Below are 17,043 nucleotides of genomic sequence, written 5' to 3'. Positions count from 1 at the left end.
TTGAAAACGCACCCGCTTAAACCGGCGCGTTAATCGCTGACCAAAGCATATCTTTCAATTCTACCATGCCCTTTTGGGCAACGGACGAAATAAAGATGGCAGGTATATTTGCAGGAAGCTCTTTTTTCATTTCAGCCACCAGTTCCTCATCCAGCAGATCAGATTTGGTGATGGCCAGTAAATGTGGTTTCTGCATCAGTTCAGAATTGTAATCTTTCAGCTCTGACTTTAAGATTTCGTATTCTTCAGTAATGGACCTATGAGTATCCGCAGGCACCATAAACAACAGCACTGAGTTCCTTTCAATATGCCTCAAAAATCTGAATCCTAATCCTTTACCGTTAGAAGCACCTTCAATAATTCCAGGAATATCGGCCATTACAAATGACTTGCTGTCGCGATAGGAAACAATGCCCAGGTTAGGGACTAAAGTGGTAAAGGGATAATCGGCAATTTCAGGTTTTGCTGCCGAAAGTACAGACAGCAATGTAGATTTACCTGCATTTGGAAAACCTACCAGTCCGACGTCTGCAAGCACTTTTAATTCCAGCACCATCCATTCTTCCTTACCTGGTTCGCCGGGCTGCGCAAACCTTGGTGTCTGCTGGGTCGGCGTTTTAAAGTGCCAGTTGCCCAGCCCGCCCCTTCCGCCGGGGGTCAATATTTTGGTTTCTCCGTCTTTTGTGATTTCAAACAGGACATGGCCGGTTTCCGCATCTTTTGCGATGGTACCCAAAGGTACATCGAGGATCTCATCTTTACCGGACTTACCGGTAGAGGTTGCACTGGAACCCGGAGCACCATCCTGCGCAATGATGTGCTTGCGGTATTTCAGGTGCAGCAAAGTCCAGAACTGTGCATTACCGCGAAGGATAATGTGTCCGCCCCTGCCACCGTCACCCCCATCGGGTCCGCCGGTAGCGGTCCTCACATCACGGTGCAAATGCGCCGATCCCGCTCCTCCTTTACCGGAGCGGCAGCATATTTTTACATAATCAACAAAATTAGAACCCTGGGACATAACCTGATTAGTACTGGTCTACAACCGCACAGAGCTCAGTAAAAATATCGTCGATCTTGCCGATACCGTTTACCTTACTCAACTTGCCCTGACCTTCATAGTATGGCAAAACATGTATAGTTTTGCTAAAATATTCTTCAATTCTTTTTTGCAGCTTGTCTGCCTGATCGTCCACACGTCCTGTTTCCAGCTGACGCTGGGCGATCCGTTTGGTCAGTTCATCCTGATCTACATCCAGTGCGATCACACCCGCGATGGAACTGCCTTTACCCTCTAAAAATTCATCAAGCGCCTCTGCCTGGGGCACAGTTCTCGGAAATCCGTCAAAGATAAAACCTTTGGCCTGCGGGTTTTTGTCCACTTCCTCTTCCAGCATCTCAATAGTGATCGCATCCGGAACCAGCTGTCCCTCAGCAATTAAAGCACTTACTCTTTGTCCTAATGGAGATTGGTTTTTGATGTGGGCCCTGAAAAGGTCGCCGGTTGAAATGTGAACCAATTGATATTTATCAATCAATTTCTCTGATTGGGTGCCTTTGCCTGCACCCGGTGGGCCAAAGAGAACAAAATTCAGCATTCGGGTTGTCTTTAAGTGTAAAAGATCCTGTGTCATCAGACCAGGATCCAAATCTATTTCAGGCTGCAAATATAGGATTTTAATTGAGTTTCAGTTCCTACAACTTCATGAAATATCCCCCAGGCAGTTAAAAAGCCGTTTATAATACCTTCGGGTTGATCTCCGAAGCAGCAAGCTGACCTACAGGCGTGTTCATCAGCCAGCGTTCGCGGTCATTGACCTGCCAGCTGTTTTTAGGTTCGGCCACCCTTGCACCGTCGGCCATATAAATGATGGTCATCACTTCACGCATGGTTCCCGACTTGTTGCCCGGCGCGCTATGGATGGTATTTCCATAATGCCAGGTGGCGTCGCCGGCCTTCATGGTAGCAGAACGGGCTATCGGAAAACCGTTTTCCTTTACGTATTTTTCATATTCCTGTTCAGATTCATCAGAAATTTCATAGTCAAATACTACCCCTTTCTTATGGGAGCCTGTGGCAAACGTAAGCATCCCCATGTCTACATTGATGTCTACCAGGGGCATCCACATCGTTACAGTGTCGGACGTATCAAGCGGCCAGTAATACTGGTCCTGATGCCAGGGTGTCGGGCCACCCGCCGGTTCTTTAAACAAAGCCTGGTCGTGATAGATCCGCACATTGTCCACGCCCAGCAGGTCAGCTGCGATGCCACCCATTCGTTTAGCCAGGGTATACTGCTTTACGGCCTCATCGACTTCCCACAAGTTCATGATCTGCAGAAAAGCCTTTCCATAGGTATCACGTTCTTCTATATCCCGTTTTTCTGTATTGTATTGCAGGGCCGCCTGGTTGATCACATCGCGGTAGACCACCATTTCTTCTACATCCAGAATACCAGGGGTCAGGATGTGTCCGTTTTCACGGAATGCCGCAGCCTGTGCAGACGTGATCGGATAGCGGGTGCTGAGTTCAGGTAGTTTTATTGTTGACATAGCAATGCGTTCAGTGTTTATATTTGGTTACCGCTAAATAAAGGTTAAACCGGAATTTGCAAAAGGAGGAAATTGGTCTTTTAATGGTTTTTTTTATCCATTTACAAAATCCAAACACTAACTTTATGAAAATATGAACTAATCTGTATGGCAAAAGCGTCATTCGAAGCCCTAAATCCCTACACCACTCATTCTTTTTTGCTGCGCCAGTTTAGCGAATTTACAGCACCGTACCACTTTCATCCGGAATATGAACTTACCCTGATTGTAAAGGGCAAAGGTAATCGTTATGTCGGCAATCATATGGCAGCATACGGGGATGGCGACCTGGTACTGCTCGGTTCCAATTTGCCGCATTGCTGGAAAAATGAGCCATTAACAGCTGAGGACGATAACGTATCAGCTGTGGTGATCCAGTTTGCACCCGATTTCCTGGGCAATGATTTCCTGGGCAAACCTGAACTTTCACTGATTGCCCACCTCCTTCAAAAAAGCATGCATGGCATTCAGTTCACCGGACAAACGGCAAGGGTCATCAATGAACTAATACTGGTCCTGACACTTGAAGAAAATTCGTTTAAGAGATTATTGGGGCTTCTGGATATACTTTACGCGCTTGCCACGTCAAAAGACTATATACTGCTCGACCAGCAAGGCCTGAGTTCCCATGCCTCCGGTGCCAGATCGGAACGGATCAATACCGTGCTTGGCTATATTATAGACAATTACAAGAACGAGATCTTACTGGATGAAGCCGCGGCACTGGTCAGCATGACCCCAAATGCTTTTTGCAAATATTATAAAAAGACGACCAAAAAGACCTTCATAGAAACAGTCACTGATTACCGGATCAACTATGCCATACAGCAGCTCATCTATTCAGACAGGTCCATCTCCGACATTTGTTTTGATAACGGCTTTGGCGATCTCTCCCATTTCTATAAACTATTCAAAAGGAAAATGAAGTTAAGCCCGTTAAAATACAGGAAGGAATTCAGAAAAGACCTCTGAGTATTATTTTCTGATTACCCGGATGTTGAATATTACCGGAGTTAACGGCACATCATCCTTATTGGTGGCTACAGCATTGATGGCATCGGCAACCTCGATGCCCTCTACGATCTCGCCAAATATAGTGTAGTCCTGATCCAGATAAGGGATGCCGCCTGCTGTCTTATATACTTCTCGCTGCTCAGCCGGGATCTTCCTGTTCTTTTTCTTTTCGATAGCATCCAACTGTGCATCTGTCTGTACTTTGCCACTCACCAGATAGATCTGGGTAAAATAAGAGCTCTTGTCCGGATTGTCATCCCTTCCGGCACCCAGAGCTCCTTTTTTATGGAAAAGTGTTGGTTTCAACTCCGCAGGAAAGCGTTTTGCACCCAACTGAGGATGCCTTTTTTCCCTGTTCAGAATGGTATCATCAAGTTCACCACCCTGGCTTACAAAATCTTTAATGACCCTGTTGAATGCGGCATTTTTATAAACACCTTTCTCAACTGCTTTCAGGAACATATCCCTGTGTCCGGGCGTTTCGTCATACAGCATTACCCTGATGCTGCCTTTACTGGTTCCAAAAAGGACATGCACGGATTGGGCGCTGAGCACGAGCGTACACAGCAATATGGACAGTAACAGCAGCAGTTTTTTCATCAAAGACTTTTAACTGTACTAAGATAGAAAAACAGTCTTACTTTTTCTCCGCAAGTTCCCTTGCTTTTTCCATTGCCTGTGGCCAGGTCTTATCAAAATAATCTTCAAATTCTTCAGTGACATCCATCTCCGTCAACCATTCGGTCTTCCCGTCTTTTTCGGTCAGGGTATAGTTCTCGAAGGCTCCGGCCCATTCTTTCACCTTTTCGCTGTCGGTATCCTCTTTATCATTTATGATTTCTCCGAGATGCCTGATCGACAAATATTCAAAGGGAATATTTTCGGCGATCTCAGAAACCATACCGGAACCTTTTCCGTCAAGGAACAATGCCTTGCTGCCTTTCTTCCAGTCGGTTTCAACCGTTGAGCCTTCTGCAAAAACAGCAGTCCAGACCGGATAAGTGTCTTTACCTATAATTACATTCCAGACTTTTTCGCGGGGAGCGTCGATGGTGATCCTGAATTCTTTCTTTTTCATAGTTTTAGGATTTAATGATCAATAAATATTCGTCTATACAAATATGGAAACCATAAATAAGATTCCGCAGGGGGCACTACGACAAATTAAGGGGCCATAAACGTCATGGGCTGCCTGTCTGGGGATACTGACGCCTTATTGGTACGCTCTTCTTAAGTTAATATGCGGATCGTTTTAAAATGGGAAAATAATGCCTGAACGGTCATTTGGACCTATTAAGGATCATGCAACCCCTATCCAGTGGTTGAGGAAAGGTTGTGAAGATAAAGGAGCAAAAAGGTACCAGAACAAAACAGATAAGCATAGGTTTGCCTTAAATTAAGCAGCAGCAAACATTTTCCTAAGTGCATGCAATGCTGATTTAACCCTGGATTTAACAGTTCCAAGTGACATACCCAATTCATCTGCCGCTTCCACATGGGTATAGCCCTTAAAATAAACCCTGTCGAGGACCAGTTTTTGTGATTCAGTAAGGGATTCGGTCAATTCCCTGAGGCCGATTGTATCCGGATTAAAATGATACATCAATTTAGTTTCCGTTTCTTCAAAAACGATTGCCAGATCTTTGTTTTGAGTGCTTCTGATTTCAGCCTTAAGCCTGAGGTGGTCTATTGCGGTATTTGTGGCAAGTCTTGCCATCCAGGTGTAGGGTCTTCCTTTAATTTCCTCATATTTAAAGGAAGATTTCCAGATTTTGATAAAAGTTTCCTGTAATACATCCTGGGCTATTTCATCACGCTTAACAATTTTTAAAATAAGTCGCATCAGCGCCGGCGCATAATCTTTATACAAAATGGCAACAGCAGGCAGCAGGCTGGCGCGGCTATTGTTCCGCTGTTCCGGCCAGAGGACAGGATTTGCCGCTTTATCGTTTGAAAAAGCGGATGTACAGAAAGGAAACGCTGTAGCCTTCATGTCAGATAAATCATAAGCAGGAATTCTGGTTTTTCTCCCTGCTCTAATAACACTCTACGTTCGTTTTTGTGTGGAGGTTGCGTCTTGTATTTAATTTATCCGATGACAGTTGAGTTTCCGGACAAAATCCGGTCAAATACAGGAGACCTGCTTGTCTTCAGGCTTTTGTAATCATTTTGCTAAATAGCGGGCGCATGGGAACACAAATACCAAAGTTTTTTAACTTTACGAACATGGCTAAACAAAGGAACATCAATACGATTCCTGATGATGACATTTCATTTAGAGCGCGCATCTCGGCCTTAAGAAATCTTCCGGTACTTTTTAAGCTGGTATGGCAAAGCAGCCCGCAGAAAACAACTTTTAGTTTTCTGCTGCGTATCCTGCGTTCTGCCATGCCTGTTGCCCTGCTCTATGTAGGCAAACTGATCATTGACGAAGTCGTGCACCTCACCCATCAGGGTGCCGGTGGCGACCAGCAATTGTTATGGGAACTCGTGGCGCTGGAATTTGGCCTTGCTGTGGTTACCGACGGACTTAACCGGCTCATCAATTTGCTGGATAGCCTGCTGGGCGATCTTTTTTCAAACCATACTTCCATGCAGATCATGCGCCATGCCGCCACGCTTGATCTGGAACAGTTTGAAGATTCTGTCTTTTACGACAAACTGGAGCGGGCAAGACAGCAGACCGTCGGACGGAGCATTTTATTGTCCCAGGTCATGAGCCAGGTACAGGACTTCATTTCCATGGGCTTTCTGATCACCGGACTTCTCGCTTTTAATCCTTGGCTGATCCTGCTTTTACTGGCTGCAATTATCCCTTCTTTTTTAGGAGAATCTTATTTTAACAGTAAAAATTATGCTTTAACACGAAGCCAGACACCGGAAAGACGTGAACTGGACTATTTGAGGTACCTGGGGGCAAGCGATGCTACGGCAAAAGAGGTAAAAATATTCGGGTTGTCAGATTTCATCATCAACAGGTTCAGGACCCTGTCCGGCAAATTTTATAAAGACAACAGTAAACTGGCAGTTCGCAGGTCAGCATGGGGCACGCTCTTGTCTGTTTTGGGTACTGTCGGATATTACGCAGCTTACGCGGTCATCATCTATCAGACCATAAGTGGCAAGGCCTCGGTAGGCAGCCTGACTTTTCTGGCCGGTTCCTTCAGGCAGCTGAGCAACCTTATGGAAAACATGCTGAGTCGGTTTACCTCAGTTTCACAGGGAGCGATTTATTTAAATGACTTCCTGGAATTCTTTGAGATCAAACCCAAAATAAAAGTTGAAACCAATGCACTGCCTTTTCCCAACCCGGTCAAACTTGGATTTACTTTTGAAAATGTGGGCTTTCAATACCACAATTCAGAAAGGTGGGCCAACCGGCATTTGAACTTTACGCTGAAACCGCACGAAAAACTGGCCTTGGTCGGTGAAAACGGGGCCGGAAAAACGACACTGGTCAAACTTCTGGCAAGGCTTTACGACCCTACAGAAGGCAGGATCTTACTGGATGGCACGGACCTGAAATTGTATAACCTGGAAGATGTGCGTTTGAACATGGGCATCATTTTTCAGGACTATCTCAAATACCAGATGACCTTTTCCCAAAACATTGCAGTCGGGAAAATCAGTGAGGCAGATAACATTGAGCTCATCAAAGAAGCAGCCCGGGAAAGCCTGGCTGATTCACTGGCCAAAAAGCTCCCCGGAGGATATGACCAGTGGCTGGGTAAGAGGTTTAATGACGGTGTGGAACTGTCGGGCGGGGAATGGCAAAAGGTAGCACTCGCACGGGCCTACATGAAAGACGCCCAGGTGCTGATCCTGGACGAACCTACCGCCGCTTTAGACGCAAGAGCAGAATACGAGGTATTTCAGCGTTTTGCCGAGCTGACCAAAGGAAAATCTGCGGTACTGATCTCCCACCGTTTTTCCACAGCAAGACTGGCTGACAGGATTCTTGTACTCGATAACGGAATGATACTGGAATCGGGCACGCACAGTGAACTGCTGAAAAGTGAAGGCAGATACGCAGAACTGTTTAAACTGCAGGCAAAAGGATACCAGTAATTCTATTTTTTGATAAACACGGATATTTAACATCATAATATGTAATAATTTCATATTGTTTCCTTTTACTTTCGAAAACGATTCCTTATACTTACGTTTTATTACACATCACTCCAAATATAAACTATGAGTAAGTATATTTTATCCTTTGACCAGGGGACCACAAGTTCGAGGGCAATTGTATTTAACAGAGAAGGAACCATTATATCCATCGCTCAAAAAGAATTTGAGCAGATCTACCCGCAGCCGGGATGGGTAGAGCACAATGCCGCCGAAATCTGGTCAACACAGGTTAGTGTAGCTGCTGAAGCCATTATTAAAGCCGGGATCACTCCAACTGACATCGCCGCAATCGGCATCACTAACCAGCGGGAAACTACCATATTGTGGGACAGAAAAACCGGGGAGCCACTGCACAATGCCATTGTCTGGCAGGACAGAAGGACTTCTGCTTATTGCGATGAACTCAAAGCGAAAGGACTGGCCAAAAATATACAGGAAAAAACAGGACTGATCGTCGATGCTTATTTCTCTGCCACCAAGATCAAGTGGATGCTGGATAACGTACCGTGGGCGAGAGAAAAAGCCCTGGCAGGAGAAATAGCCTTTGGCACGGTAGACTCCTGGCTGATCTGGAAACTCACAGACGGAAGAGTCCATGTAACTGATGTAAGCAATGCCTCAAGGACTATGATCTACAACATTCACAGCCTGGAATGGGATCAGGACTTGATGGACTTGTTTGACATTCCTGCCGCCATTCTCCCAGAAGTAAAATCTTCGAGTGAAGTATACGGGGAAACTACGGGAAATGTCTTTGCCGCTAAAATAGCAATTGCAGGTATAGCCGGTGATCAGCAGGCCGCACTTTTCGGACAGATGTGCACCGAAGTGGGAATGGTTAAAAACACTTATGGAACGGGTTGTTTCATGCTGATGAACATCGGCGATAAACCTATCGTTTCACAAAACAACCTGGTTACGACTATTGCCTGGAAAATTAACGGTAAAGTGCAGTATGCACTGGAGGGCAGTATTTTCATAGGCGGGGCCGTTGTCCAATGGCTTAGGGATGGTCTGGGTATCATCAGTTCTTCTGCCGAAGTAGAGGCGCTTGCTCAGAAAGTACCGGATACGGGAGGTGTTTATTTAGTGCCTGCTTTTGCGGGGCTGGGTGCTCCTCACTGGGACCAGGATGCCAGGGGAACCATTACCGGAATCACAAGAGGCACCAATGCCGCACACATCGCAAGAGCAGCTGTTGAAAGCATTGCATTTCAGACCATGGAAGTATTAAAAGCAATGGAAGCAGACTCGGGGCACCGTATTAAAGAATTAAGAGTAGATGGCGGGGCCACGGCAAACGATATGCTGATGCAGTTTCAGGCCGACCTGCTTGACACGACCGTTATTCGCCCGAAAGTGACCGAAGTAACTGCTTTGGGCGCAGCTTACCTTGCTGGCCTCGCTGTAGGTTACTGGAGCAGCATGGACGACATCAGCGGCCAGTGGCAAATTGACAAGAACTTTAATGCAGGCCACACGGACGACATCGCAGAACGGATCAATGGCTGGAACAGGGCTGTAGGGGCGGCCAAAGCCTGCACAGGGAAATAATTTATAAACATTTAAATCTTTAAGATATGTCACCATTTTCAGCCGAAATCATCGGCACCATGTTTATGATCCTGTTGGGCAACGGTGTTGTGGCCAACGTAGTATTAAACGGCACCAAGGGCAACAACAGCGGATGGATGGTCATTACCACCGCCTGGGCTTTCGCTGTTTTTGTTGGTGTGGTCATCGCAGGGCCGTACAGCGGGGCTCACCTCAATCCGGCGGTAACCGTAGGTCTGGCTCTTGCAGACAAATTCAACTGGGCGCTGGTCCCTACTTATATCGCCGGCCAGTTTATTGGCGCCATGGCCGGTGCTTTCCTGGTGTGGCTGTTTTACAAAGACTTCTACGCCGGAACACCAGACCAGGGGGCTAAACAGGCAACGTTTTGTACTGCTCCGGCTATTCCAAATACCGTTTCTAACCTGATCAGCGAGATCATCGGGACGTTTGTGCTGATCTTTGTGATCTATTATTTTACCGATGCAAAAATGGGCGCTGATAACACCCCGATTGGCTTAGGCTCTATCGGCGCACTTCCGGTAGCAATCCTGGTTTGGGTCATTGGTCTGTCTCTGGGCGGCACGACCGGTTATGCCATCAATCCGGCAAGAGACCTCGGCCCGCGGATCATGCATGCGATCCTGCCTGTTGCCGGCAAAGGCGGTAGCAACTGGGGATATGCCTGGATACCGGTGGCAGGGCCACTTATCGGCTGTGCTATTGCTGCATTCTTTTTTCATTTGATGAAATGATTTCCGGAATGTAGAAGACCATGAATATCATATCACAAAAAAAGCAGGCGATCTATACGCCTGCTTTTTTTTGTTGTCAGCCTGCTGTCCTGACGGCTATTAGTTACTCCTGCCGGATTATTTTTTCTGTTCTGACAGGAAAGTAATCAGTGAAGCAAATTCTTCATAGGACAATGAGTTGGCAAGGCCACTCGGCATCATCGATGTTTCCAGCTCTTTTCTGCTCAGTACATCAGCAGTTTTTACTGTGGTCACCTGTCCGGCAATGTCCCTCATTGTGATCTTGTCTGCGGTTTCCGCAGTAACAAATCCCATATAAGTTTTGTCACCTTTTGCGGTGATCATTACGGTAGAAAAGCCTTGTGAGATCGAAGCATTAGGTTTTAAAATCGATTCAGCAATGTGCTCGCGGTTCATGATCGAACCGATCTGCCCCATAAACGGCCCTTTCAAAGGCTCACCTTTATTGAGACTGTGGCAGGCGACACATCCCTGCTTTACAAAGATCCCTTTGCCTAAAGTTGGATTTCCCTTAATTTTGGCCATAGCCAGCATTACGTCCTCTATAGAAGATTCGCCGATCTGTCCTTTCTTGTTCCTGATCTTTTCCAGATCAACTTTTACTTCTTCTTTGGCTGTCTGGTTTTCTTGTCCGCCAAATTCAATGATACCCATTTGATTCTTCTCATTCAGGTCAGTAATAAACTGTTTTCCGGCAGTATTTGCCTTGTTCCATTCTTCCTTCAGGAAGCTTTTGATGGCCGGTGATCCTGCCCAGTCTACTGCGACATAATACGGGCCATGTCCGTCTGGTCTTGTTGTCCACCAGGTCAGTCCTTTATATTCATCTTCTTTTTTATAAAGACGTGATATGGTGGTCATGATCTGGTTCTTTAAAGCCGGGTCAACTGCTTTTTTATAGGCTGCGATTAATCCTCCTACGGTGTTCTCGTCGTGCATATAGCGCAACGCCCAGAGTGCAATGGCAGAACTTTCGGTTCCGATGGCTTTTACGCAAGCATCCGAAGCATTAAGATTCACCAATGAATGCACTGCCAGGTGTGCCGGTATGATCTCCGAATTAGGAGTTGCGTGAGGCCCTTCAGTATCTTTGGCCGGAGCGACAAAGGAAGCCGGCACTTTTATTTTTAATAAAGCAGGGATGGCTTCGGCACGACCTAAACGGCCCAGGCCGATAATCGCTGCAGCCTGCACCCGCTGGTCTGCATCATTGATTCCTTTAAGAAATGGGTCGAGCGGCACTGTTTTAACCGCTGTTTTGCGGTCGGCAAGTGCACGCAGAGCAAACTCTTTTACTTTCTGATCTGATGTGAGTTTGACCAGGTTGGCGATGCCTTCTTCTCCTGCTGCCTGGGCATAAGTGAAGATTCCCGCTGCGCGTGCGTAAAGCGGCAAGCTTTCATCCGCTGCAATGCCCCATGAGGCCTTTGCAGCGTCCTTTGCAGAACGGCGCAGCAGTTCCTGCTGGGCTTCCAGACGCGCTACCGCACTGTTCGACTTTAGCAAATTCGTCAGCCCTTTTACCGATTCTTTTTTTAGGTTAGGAAAAGCTTTGTACTTCCAGTCTTTGGGAATTGCCCTCACAATAAAACCTTTGTCCGGGCTTCCCGAATATCCCGCACCATCCCACGCCGCAAGATAAAGACGGCCGGAGCCATCGACATCAAGGTCAGTGATCTGGTTGAGTTTAATGAACTCTTCATCTTTCTGTTTAAAACTCGCTCCATCCGGAGTAACCCGGTGGATGTACAACTGGCTGTTGCCCCAGTCAGCCATCATCGGCACATGGTTATATTTTTCAGGCCAGGTAGGTTCATCCATAAAAAGGGATCCTGTTCCTGATCCTCCGCCTACATCGACAAGGCCGGGAATGATCTCTTCTGTAAAGTGTTTGAAAAGTAATGGGTAGCCATACTCACCGGATTGAATGTGGTGGCTAAAGCGGATGTTCCAGCCACCGCCATCGTTGGTATTGTCACGGGTAAAGATGTTCATATAGGGATCTATGGCTACATCATAGATGTTACGTGTACCATGTGTGTAAAGTTCCATTTCCCTTCCGTCAGGTCTTACCCTTACGATCCCTCCTCCGTGAAGGGTCATTTTGGTCCCGTCACGGTCCACAGCATTGTAAAACCCGAAATCACCCACTGCAATATAGATCCATCCATCGATGCCCATACGCAGCCCATTGGTGGCATGGTCGGTACCACGGCTCTGAACAAATTTAGGAGAACTGATGTTTTCGATCAATGGTTGTGAAGGGCCATCGGCAACACCGTCCTGATTTTTGTCTTCAAATACAACCAGGGCCATACCCGTGGCTATTTTGCTTTCTTTTGAAAAGGTCGTGTGGAGCACAAACAGTTTATCGCCCTGAACGATGATGCCGCGGGGATTGTCTACTGCTGCAAATTCTGTGTGTTTATCTATTTTCCCATCGTTGTCGCTGTCAATGAGCTTGACAATACTTCCCTTGCCGGGATCTTTGCCAAGCGAGCCGATCTTATCGACACCTACAAATACTTCGCCTGTAGCGGCTACTGCCAGACAGGCGGGACTGGGTGTCAGATCTGCACTTGCGAAATTGGTCAGGGTTAGCTCTGCAGGCCATTTCGACGCATTGCGAAGCGTATCCTGGAGTTGTTTGTTTTTAGGGACATCTGAAACCCCTGAATGCTTCTCATTGAATTTATATCCAAAAAGGATCAGGAAAGCATAAATTAGAATTAACTGGATTTTAAACATAATTGTGTGTTACTTACCCAAACTTAGAGAAAATTGTGCTAAAAATAAGGATACCGGAAATAATGTAAAGACTTAATTACGGTGTAACTGTATAAAATCACAATGCTCTTCTGACTTCAGGAGCGACTTTGGTGCCAAATAATTCAATGGCTTTCATCATCTCTTTGTGCGAGGGGTCGCCTACATCCATATGACCGATAAACCGGGTAATGCCAAACAATTCATGCATGTACAAAATCTTATCCGTCACCTGCTCTGCTTCCCCCATAAACAAGGCCCCTTCTTTTGAGCGCCCGCCGTCATACTGCTCCTTACCATATGGTGCCCAGCCCCGCGATGCACCGACCCTGTCCATTTGCGCGGCGTAATTGTGGTAATACTGGTCTATATTGGCTTCATTATCGCTTACAAAGCTATGAGAATGGATTCCGATCTGCATCTTACTCACATCATGGCCATTCTTTATATATTCCTGTTTATAGAAATCAATTAAAGGCTGGAACTGTTTGGGCATACCACCTATAATGGCGACCACCAGCGGCAACCCCAGCACCGCTGCACGCAACACTGACTGTGGCGTTCCACCTACGGCAATCCATATCGGCAGCTTTCCGTTATTGGTAGCCCTCGGCAGTACTACCTGGTCTCTAAGGGGTGCACGCAATTTGCCTTCCCAGTTCACGACTTCATTGTTGTTGATGTTTAAAAGAAGATCCAGCTTTTCTTCAAACAAACGGTCATAATCACTCAAATTGTAACCAAATAACGGAAATGACTCTATAAAACTTCCACGTCCCACTCCTATTTCAGCACGGCCGTTAGAAATCAGGTCAATCGTCGAAAAATCCTGGTATACTTTTACTGGTTCCGCCGAGCTCAGAACAGTAACCGTACTCATCAGCTTAATTTTTTTTGTGATGGTCGCTGCTGCCGCCAGTACAATCTCAGGAGCAGACACTGCATAATCCGGCCTGTGGTGCTCGCCCAGGCCAAAAACGTCAAGTCCAACTTCATCAGCTAATTTTATCTGTTCCAGAATTTCGCGGAGTTTCACTCCTGCTTCACGTGGTTTTCCCGTTTTTGGATCAAATGACAAATCGCCAAACATTCCTATTCCTAATTCCATGATGGTTCTCCTTTTTTATATGTTCAAAATTACCGAACCCTATACTACCATGCCTTGATGTAGGATAAGAATTCATCTGTTCATCACTTTTTTCAGGGGTTCTGTCACTTTTTTAATTTTATGATGTCCTGACCTGATATAATTGTCTGATCAAATTTTTAAAATGAAAATGAAAACATATCTTCTGTTCGTCCTGGTCTTATGCTGCTGCGGTATGAACATACATTGCAAAACCGGAAAACGCACCGGATCTGCAAACATTTCCTTTACCATGGAAGAAAGCGAAGAACGTTTCTGCATCTTTGCCGGTTATGATCCGGCAAATAGGAAAAAAGTTGAGCTGGTACTGGACAAATACCTCAGGGAAAGCAACGATCCCTCATTCGTAAATACAGAGCTGGATGCCGAAATGACCTTGCGAAACAGAACAGTTTTCCATATCGAACACAGTTCCGGGGAACTAAAGATAAAGCTCGATAAAGACAAGAATTCTGTACAGACCTTGCAGACCTTCAAAAAAATGGCCGAAGAACTAAAGGGATCAATTCTGTAGGTCTCTGCTGTCCGGCAATGTACGCCTACCGTTCGATAATGAACGGTTTTATTATTGAACTATAATTAAAATGTTGTTTTACAGTAAATTGAAACACATATATGCTCTTGGCACAAACTTGGTAAATTGCAGATCAGTTGTATTTAATTGATAGACCAATATCGCCATGTTCAAACTCAATTTGAAAATCGCTTTGCGTAACCTCTGGAGAAACAAGACTTCTTCGGTGATTAATATTGTTGGACTGGCGGTTGGTTTGTCGGCCTGCCTGCTCCTGTTGCTCTATGTCAAATACGAATTGAGTTTTGACCGTCACTATAAAGATGCGGACAAGATCTACAGGGTGATGACCAACTTTCAGGATGCATCAGGAAAGATTACCAGCACCGGGCCTGCACCTGGAAACGGGATCGCGATGGCCATCAGGAGCAAAATCCCGGAGATTGATGCCATCACACGTATTGCCGGTGGTGATGAGTCGCTCATCGCCAATAAAGAGAATGGTTTTAAAAAAGTCGATCTTTTTGCTGACCCGGAAATTCTGAAAATATTCGACTACGAATTCGTTGCCGGTAATCCAGATGCGGCGTTAAATGCGCCGAATTCCGTGATATTGACCGAAGAAACCGCGAAGCTGTTGTTCGGTACGACAGATGTACTGGACAAAACGGTAAGGTATGCTAACAAAATTGATCTCAAAGTTACAGGAGTCATTAAAGACCACCCGGCCAATACTTCGCTAGGGTTTGATTACCTCATGCCCTGGTCTTTTTATCAGACCCTGGACGATGAAGCCAGAAATCCCGGCTGGGGAAATTTTAGCTTTCTGGCCATAGCAAAAGTTAAGGACAAGGCTAAACTGGACCTGATCAACTCCAAGGTAAAAAAACTGTTCAATGAAACCTACACCGCACAAAGAAATGAAAATTTCTTATTCCCCTTTTCAGACATCCATTTGTACGGCGAATTTATAAACGGCAAAAGTGTAGGCGGTGACATCGAACGCGTTTATCTGTTGGTAGCACTGGCCCTTGGTATTTTACTGATCGCCTGTATCAATTTTATGAATATGGCCACAGCAAAATCTGAGCGCAGGGCAAAGGAAGTCGGGATTAAAAAAACGATCGGTGCGACGAGAGGTTCCTTGGTTACGCAATTCCTTACTGAAGCGATGGTGCTCACTATAGTGGCGGTATTGATTGCGTTGACTATCGTTGAAGTCAGCTTGCCACTATTTAATAACTTGCTGGACTTAAAGATCGGGATCGACTATGCAAGTTCGGGCTACTGGCTGAGCATTTTGTCTGTTGCATTACTGACGGGCTTGTTGGCGGGTATTTACCCTGCCTTGTTTCTCTCTTCATTCAATCCCATTCAGACTTTAAAAAAGAAAACATCAAGGGACAGACTTATCCCCGTTAACCTGAGACAGGTATTGGTCGCGGGACAATTCTGTTTCGCCATTATGCTGATCATTGCTACGCTCGTTATCTATAAGCAGATACAGTTTATAAAGAACAGACCCGTAGGTTACAACATCAATTTGCTTGCAGAGATGCCTCAAAATGGAGAATTGTATGGAAAATTTGAATTGTTTAAAGAACAGTTGCTCAGGACAGGTGCAGTTCTTGCAGTCAACCAGACATCCCAAAGTATGACGCGGGTGAGCAATTGGTTCTATGGGCTAAAATGGCCGGATATGGAAAAGCAGGGTGAGGAGATTGTGTTCAACAGGCTGCAGACACAGTATGATCTAGCAAAGACGAGTGGGATACAAATATTGGCGGGACGCGATTTCTCTAAGAAATTTGCCTCGGATACAGCCGCTATTTTGTTGAGCAGCACTGCGGTCAAGATGATGAAATTGAAAGATCCGCTCGGAAAAATGGTGACACTCTTCGATAACGAGCTAAAGATCATCGGCGTGTTTAAAGATTTTCTATGGGACTCACCCTATCACAGCGGAAAACCTATGGTCATAAATTTTAATAAATATCAAGGCGGAATTATCAATCTGCGCTTAAATCCGGCCAATAGTTTGAGCAAAAATATCGAGCTGATCTCTGCTGTTGCCAAAGGCATCAATCCGCAATACCCTGTTGAAATTAAATTTGTTGATGACCTGTATACTGCAAAACTGCAATCGGAAAAGATCCTGGGTATCCTTGCCAACTTGTTTGGCGGCATAGCCATATTGATTTCGTGCCTGGGACTTTACGGGCTGGTGGCTTATAGTGCAGAACAGCGAACAAAAGAGTTTGGCGTACGCCGTGTATTGGGTGCCTCCGTAGCCAACATCATGAGGCTTCTTTCACTCTCCTTCCTTAAAATGGTATTTGTAGCGGCCTGTATTGGTGTGCCTTTGGCTTATTACCTAATGAACAAGTGGCTTACCGGTTTTGAATTCAGGACCACTATTTCGTTGTCTATTGTACTGATCTCCATTGCCGGGACTGTCATCGTCGCTTTTCTTACCGTCAGTTTTCAGGCTTATAAAGCTGCAACAGCTAACCCGGTGGAAGCTTTGAAGTATGAATAAGCTGGTGATT

Annotated in this window: 14 protein-coding genes; 6 read left to right on the top strand and 8 right to left on the bottom strand. The window is 45.8% G+C overall.

What is annotated here, in order from left to right:
* Positions 1 to 16 precede the first annotated feature (16 nt).
* From obgE to QEP08_RS01075, 3 genes are all read right to left on the bottom strand, one after another.
* On the bottom strand, positions 17 to 1,021 hold the full coding sequence (gene obgE / locus QEP08_RS01085) for a GTPase ObgE (RefSeq protein ID WP_285054759.1): 1,005 nt from the start codon (positions 1,019 to 1,021) through the stop codon (positions 17 to 19).
* Between the two features lie 7 nt (positions 1,022 to 1,028).
* Positions 1,029 to 1,598, bottom strand: a complete 570-nt coding sequence (locus QEP08_RS01080) for an adenylate kinase (protein WP_285054756.1) — start codon at positions 1,596 to 1,598, stop codon at positions 1,029 to 1,031.
* Positions 1,599 to 1,737: 139 nt separating this feature from the next.
* Entirely contained in the window at positions 1,738 to 2,553 is an 816-nt protein-coding gene (locus QEP08_RS01075) for a phytanoyl-CoA dioxygenase family protein (RefSeq protein WP_285054755.1), read from the bottom strand.
* Positions 2,554 to 2,700: 147 nt separating this feature from the next.
* Here QEP08_RS01075 and QEP08_RS01070 point away from each other — a divergent pair, with 147 nt between their 5' ends.
* Positions 2,701 to 3,564: an AraC family transcriptional regulator gene (locus tag QEP08_RS01070; protein WP_285054753.1), complete on the top strand. Its 864-nt coding sequence runs from the start codon at positions 2,701 to 2,703 to the stop codon at positions 3,562 to 3,564.
* Between the two features lie 3 nt (positions 3,565 to 3,567).
* Here the strand turns inward: QEP08_RS01070 and QEP08_RS01065 are convergent, their stop codons facing one another.
* The 3 genes from QEP08_RS01065 to QEP08_RS01055 all read right to left on the bottom strand — a co-directional run bounded on the left by QEP08_RS01065 (position 3,568) and on the right by QEP08_RS01055 (position 5,599).
* Positions 3,568 to 4,206, bottom strand: coding sequence for a peptidylprolyl isomerase (locus tag QEP08_RS01065; protein WP_285054751.1), 639 nt, complete (start codon positions 4,204 to 4,206; stop codon positions 3,568 to 3,570).
* A gap of 37 nt (positions 4,207 to 4,243) precedes the next feature.
* Positions 4,244 to 4,684, bottom strand: coding sequence for an SRPBCC family protein (locus tag QEP08_RS01060; protein ID WP_285054748.1), 441 nt, complete (start codon positions 4,682 to 4,684; stop codon positions 4,244 to 4,246).
* A gap of 318 nt (positions 4,685 to 5,002) precedes the next feature.
* Positions 5,003 to 5,599 carry an RNA polymerase sigma factor gene (locus QEP08_RS01055; RefSeq protein WP_285054746.1) on the bottom strand — a complete coding sequence of 199 codons (597 nt, stop codon included), beginning with the start codon at positions 5,597 to 5,599 and terminating at the stop codon, positions 5,003 to 5,005.
* Positions 5,600 to 5,832: 233 nt separating this feature from the next.
* Here QEP08_RS01055 and QEP08_RS01050 point away from each other — a divergent pair, with 233 nt between their 5' ends.
* The 3 genes from QEP08_RS01050 (at position 5,833) to QEP08_RS01040 (ending at position 10,046) form a co-directional block, all read left to right on the top strand.
* Complete coding sequence (locus tag QEP08_RS01050; protein WP_285054743.1) at positions 5,833 to 7,674, top strand: ABC transporter ATP-binding protein; 1,842 nt, start codon at positions 5,833 to 5,835, stop codon at positions 7,672 to 7,674.
* A 126-nt stretch (positions 7,675 to 7,800) separates the two neighbouring features.
* Positions 7,801 to 9,291 (top strand): glycerol kinase GlpK, encoded by a 1,491-nt coding sequence (gene glpK, locus QEP08_RS01045; protein ID WP_285054741.1) that lies wholly within the window; start codon positions 7,801 to 7,803, stop codon positions 9,289 to 9,291.
* A 26-nt stretch (positions 9,292 to 9,317) separates the two neighbouring features.
* The gene (locus tag QEP08_RS01040) at positions 9,318 to 10,046 is read left to right on the top strand and encodes an MIP/aquaporin family protein (protein ID WP_285054739.1); all 729 of its coding nucleotides are present in this window, start codon (positions 9,318 to 9,320) and stop codon (positions 10,044 to 10,046) included.
* A 117-nt stretch (positions 10,047 to 10,163) separates the two neighbouring features.
* On the opposite strand, the gene QEP08_RS01035 is transcribed toward QEP08_RS01040, so the two are convergent.
* Positions 10,164 to 12,815, bottom strand: coding sequence for a DUF7133 domain-containing protein (locus QEP08_RS01035; RefSeq protein ID WP_285054737.1), 2,652 nt, complete (start codon positions 12,813 to 12,815; stop codon positions 10,164 to 10,166).
* Between the two features lie 97 nt (positions 12,816 to 12,912).
* A complete protein-coding gene (locus QEP08_RS01030; protein WP_285054735.1) occupies positions 12,913 to 13,941 on the bottom strand; it encodes an LLM class flavin-dependent oxidoreductase in 1,029 nt (342 codons plus the stop codon).
* Between the two features lie 169 nt (positions 13,942 to 14,110).
* On the opposite strand from QEP08_RS01030, the gene QEP08_RS01025 reads away from it, so the two are divergent.
* Together QEP08_RS01025 and QEP08_RS01020 are read left to right on the top strand one after the other, a co-directional pair.
* On the top strand, positions 14,111 to 14,494 hold the full coding sequence (locus QEP08_RS01025) for a hypothetical protein (RefSeq protein WP_285054733.1): 384 nt from the start codon (positions 14,111 to 14,113) through the stop codon (positions 14,492 to 14,494).
* A 166-nt stretch (positions 14,495 to 14,660) separates the two neighbouring features.
* Positions 14,661 to 17,033, top strand: a complete 2,373-nt coding sequence (locus tag QEP08_RS01020; protein WP_285054730.1) for an ABC transporter permease — start codon at positions 14,661 to 14,663, stop codon at positions 17,031 to 17,033.
* Positions 17,034 to 17,043 lie beyond the last annotated feature (10 nt).

The sequence above is a fragment of the Pedobacter ginsengisoli genome, assembly GCF_030244015.1.
Lineage (GTDB): Bacteria > Bacteroidota > Bacteroidia > Sphingobacteriales > Sphingobacteriaceae > Pedobacter > Pedobacter ginsengisoli.
This window is presented reverse-complemented; position numbering and strand designations above follow the sequence as displayed.

Excerpts from the sequence above, each read along its gene's own strand:
- obgE (WP_285054759.1), bottom strand. The coding sequence starts at position 1,021 with ATGTCCCAGGGTTCTAATTTTGTTGATTATGTAAAAATATGCTGCCGC.
- QEP08_RS01080 (WP_285054756.1), bottom strand. The coding sequence starts at position 1,598 with ATGCTGAATTTTGTTCTCTTTGGCCCACCGGGTGCAGGCAAAGGCACC.
- QEP08_RS01075 (WP_285054755.1), bottom strand. The coding sequence starts at position 2,553 with ATGTCAACAATAAAACTACCTGAACTCAGCACCCGCTATCCGATCACG.
- QEP08_RS01070 (WP_285054753.1), top strand. The coding sequence starts at position 2,701 with ATGGCAAAAGCGTCATTCGAAGCCCTAAATCCCTACACCACTCATTCT.
- QEP08_RS01065 (WP_285054751.1), bottom strand. The coding sequence starts at position 4,206 with ATGAAAAAACTGCTGCTGTTACTGTCCATATTGCTGTGTACGCTCGTG.
- QEP08_RS01060 (WP_285054748.1), bottom strand. The coding sequence starts at position 4,684 with ATGAAAAAGAAAGAATTCAGGATCACCATCGACGCTCCCCGCGAAAAA.
- QEP08_RS01055 (WP_285054746.1), bottom strand. The coding sequence starts at position 5,599 with ATGAAGGCTACAGCGTTTCCTTTCTGTACATCCGCTTTTTCAAACGAT.
- QEP08_RS01050 (WP_285054743.1), top strand. The coding sequence starts at position 5,833 with ATGGCTAAACAAAGGAACATCAATACGATTCCTGATGATGACATTTCA.
- glpK (WP_285054741.1), top strand. The coding sequence starts at position 7,801 with ATGAGTAAGTATATTTTATCCTTTGACCAGGGGACCACAAGTTCGAGG.
- QEP08_RS01040 (WP_285054739.1), top strand. The coding sequence starts at position 9,318 with ATGTCACCATTTTCAGCCGAAATCATCGGCACCATGTTTATGATCCTG.
- QEP08_RS01035 (WP_285054737.1), bottom strand. The coding sequence starts at position 12,815 with ATGTTTAAAATCCAGTTAATTCTAATTTATGCTTTCCTGATCCTTTTT.
- QEP08_RS01030 (WP_285054735.1), bottom strand. The coding sequence starts at position 13,941 with ATGGAATTAGGAATAGGAATGTTTGGCGATTTGTCATTTGATCCAAAA.
- QEP08_RS01025 (WP_285054733.1), top strand. The coding sequence starts at position 14,111 with ATGAAAACATATCTTCTGTTCGTCCTGGTCTTATGCTGCTGCGGTATG.
- QEP08_RS01020 (WP_285054730.1), top strand. The coding sequence starts at position 14,661 with ATGTTCAAACTCAATTTGAAAATCGCTTTGCGTAACCTCTGGAGAAAC.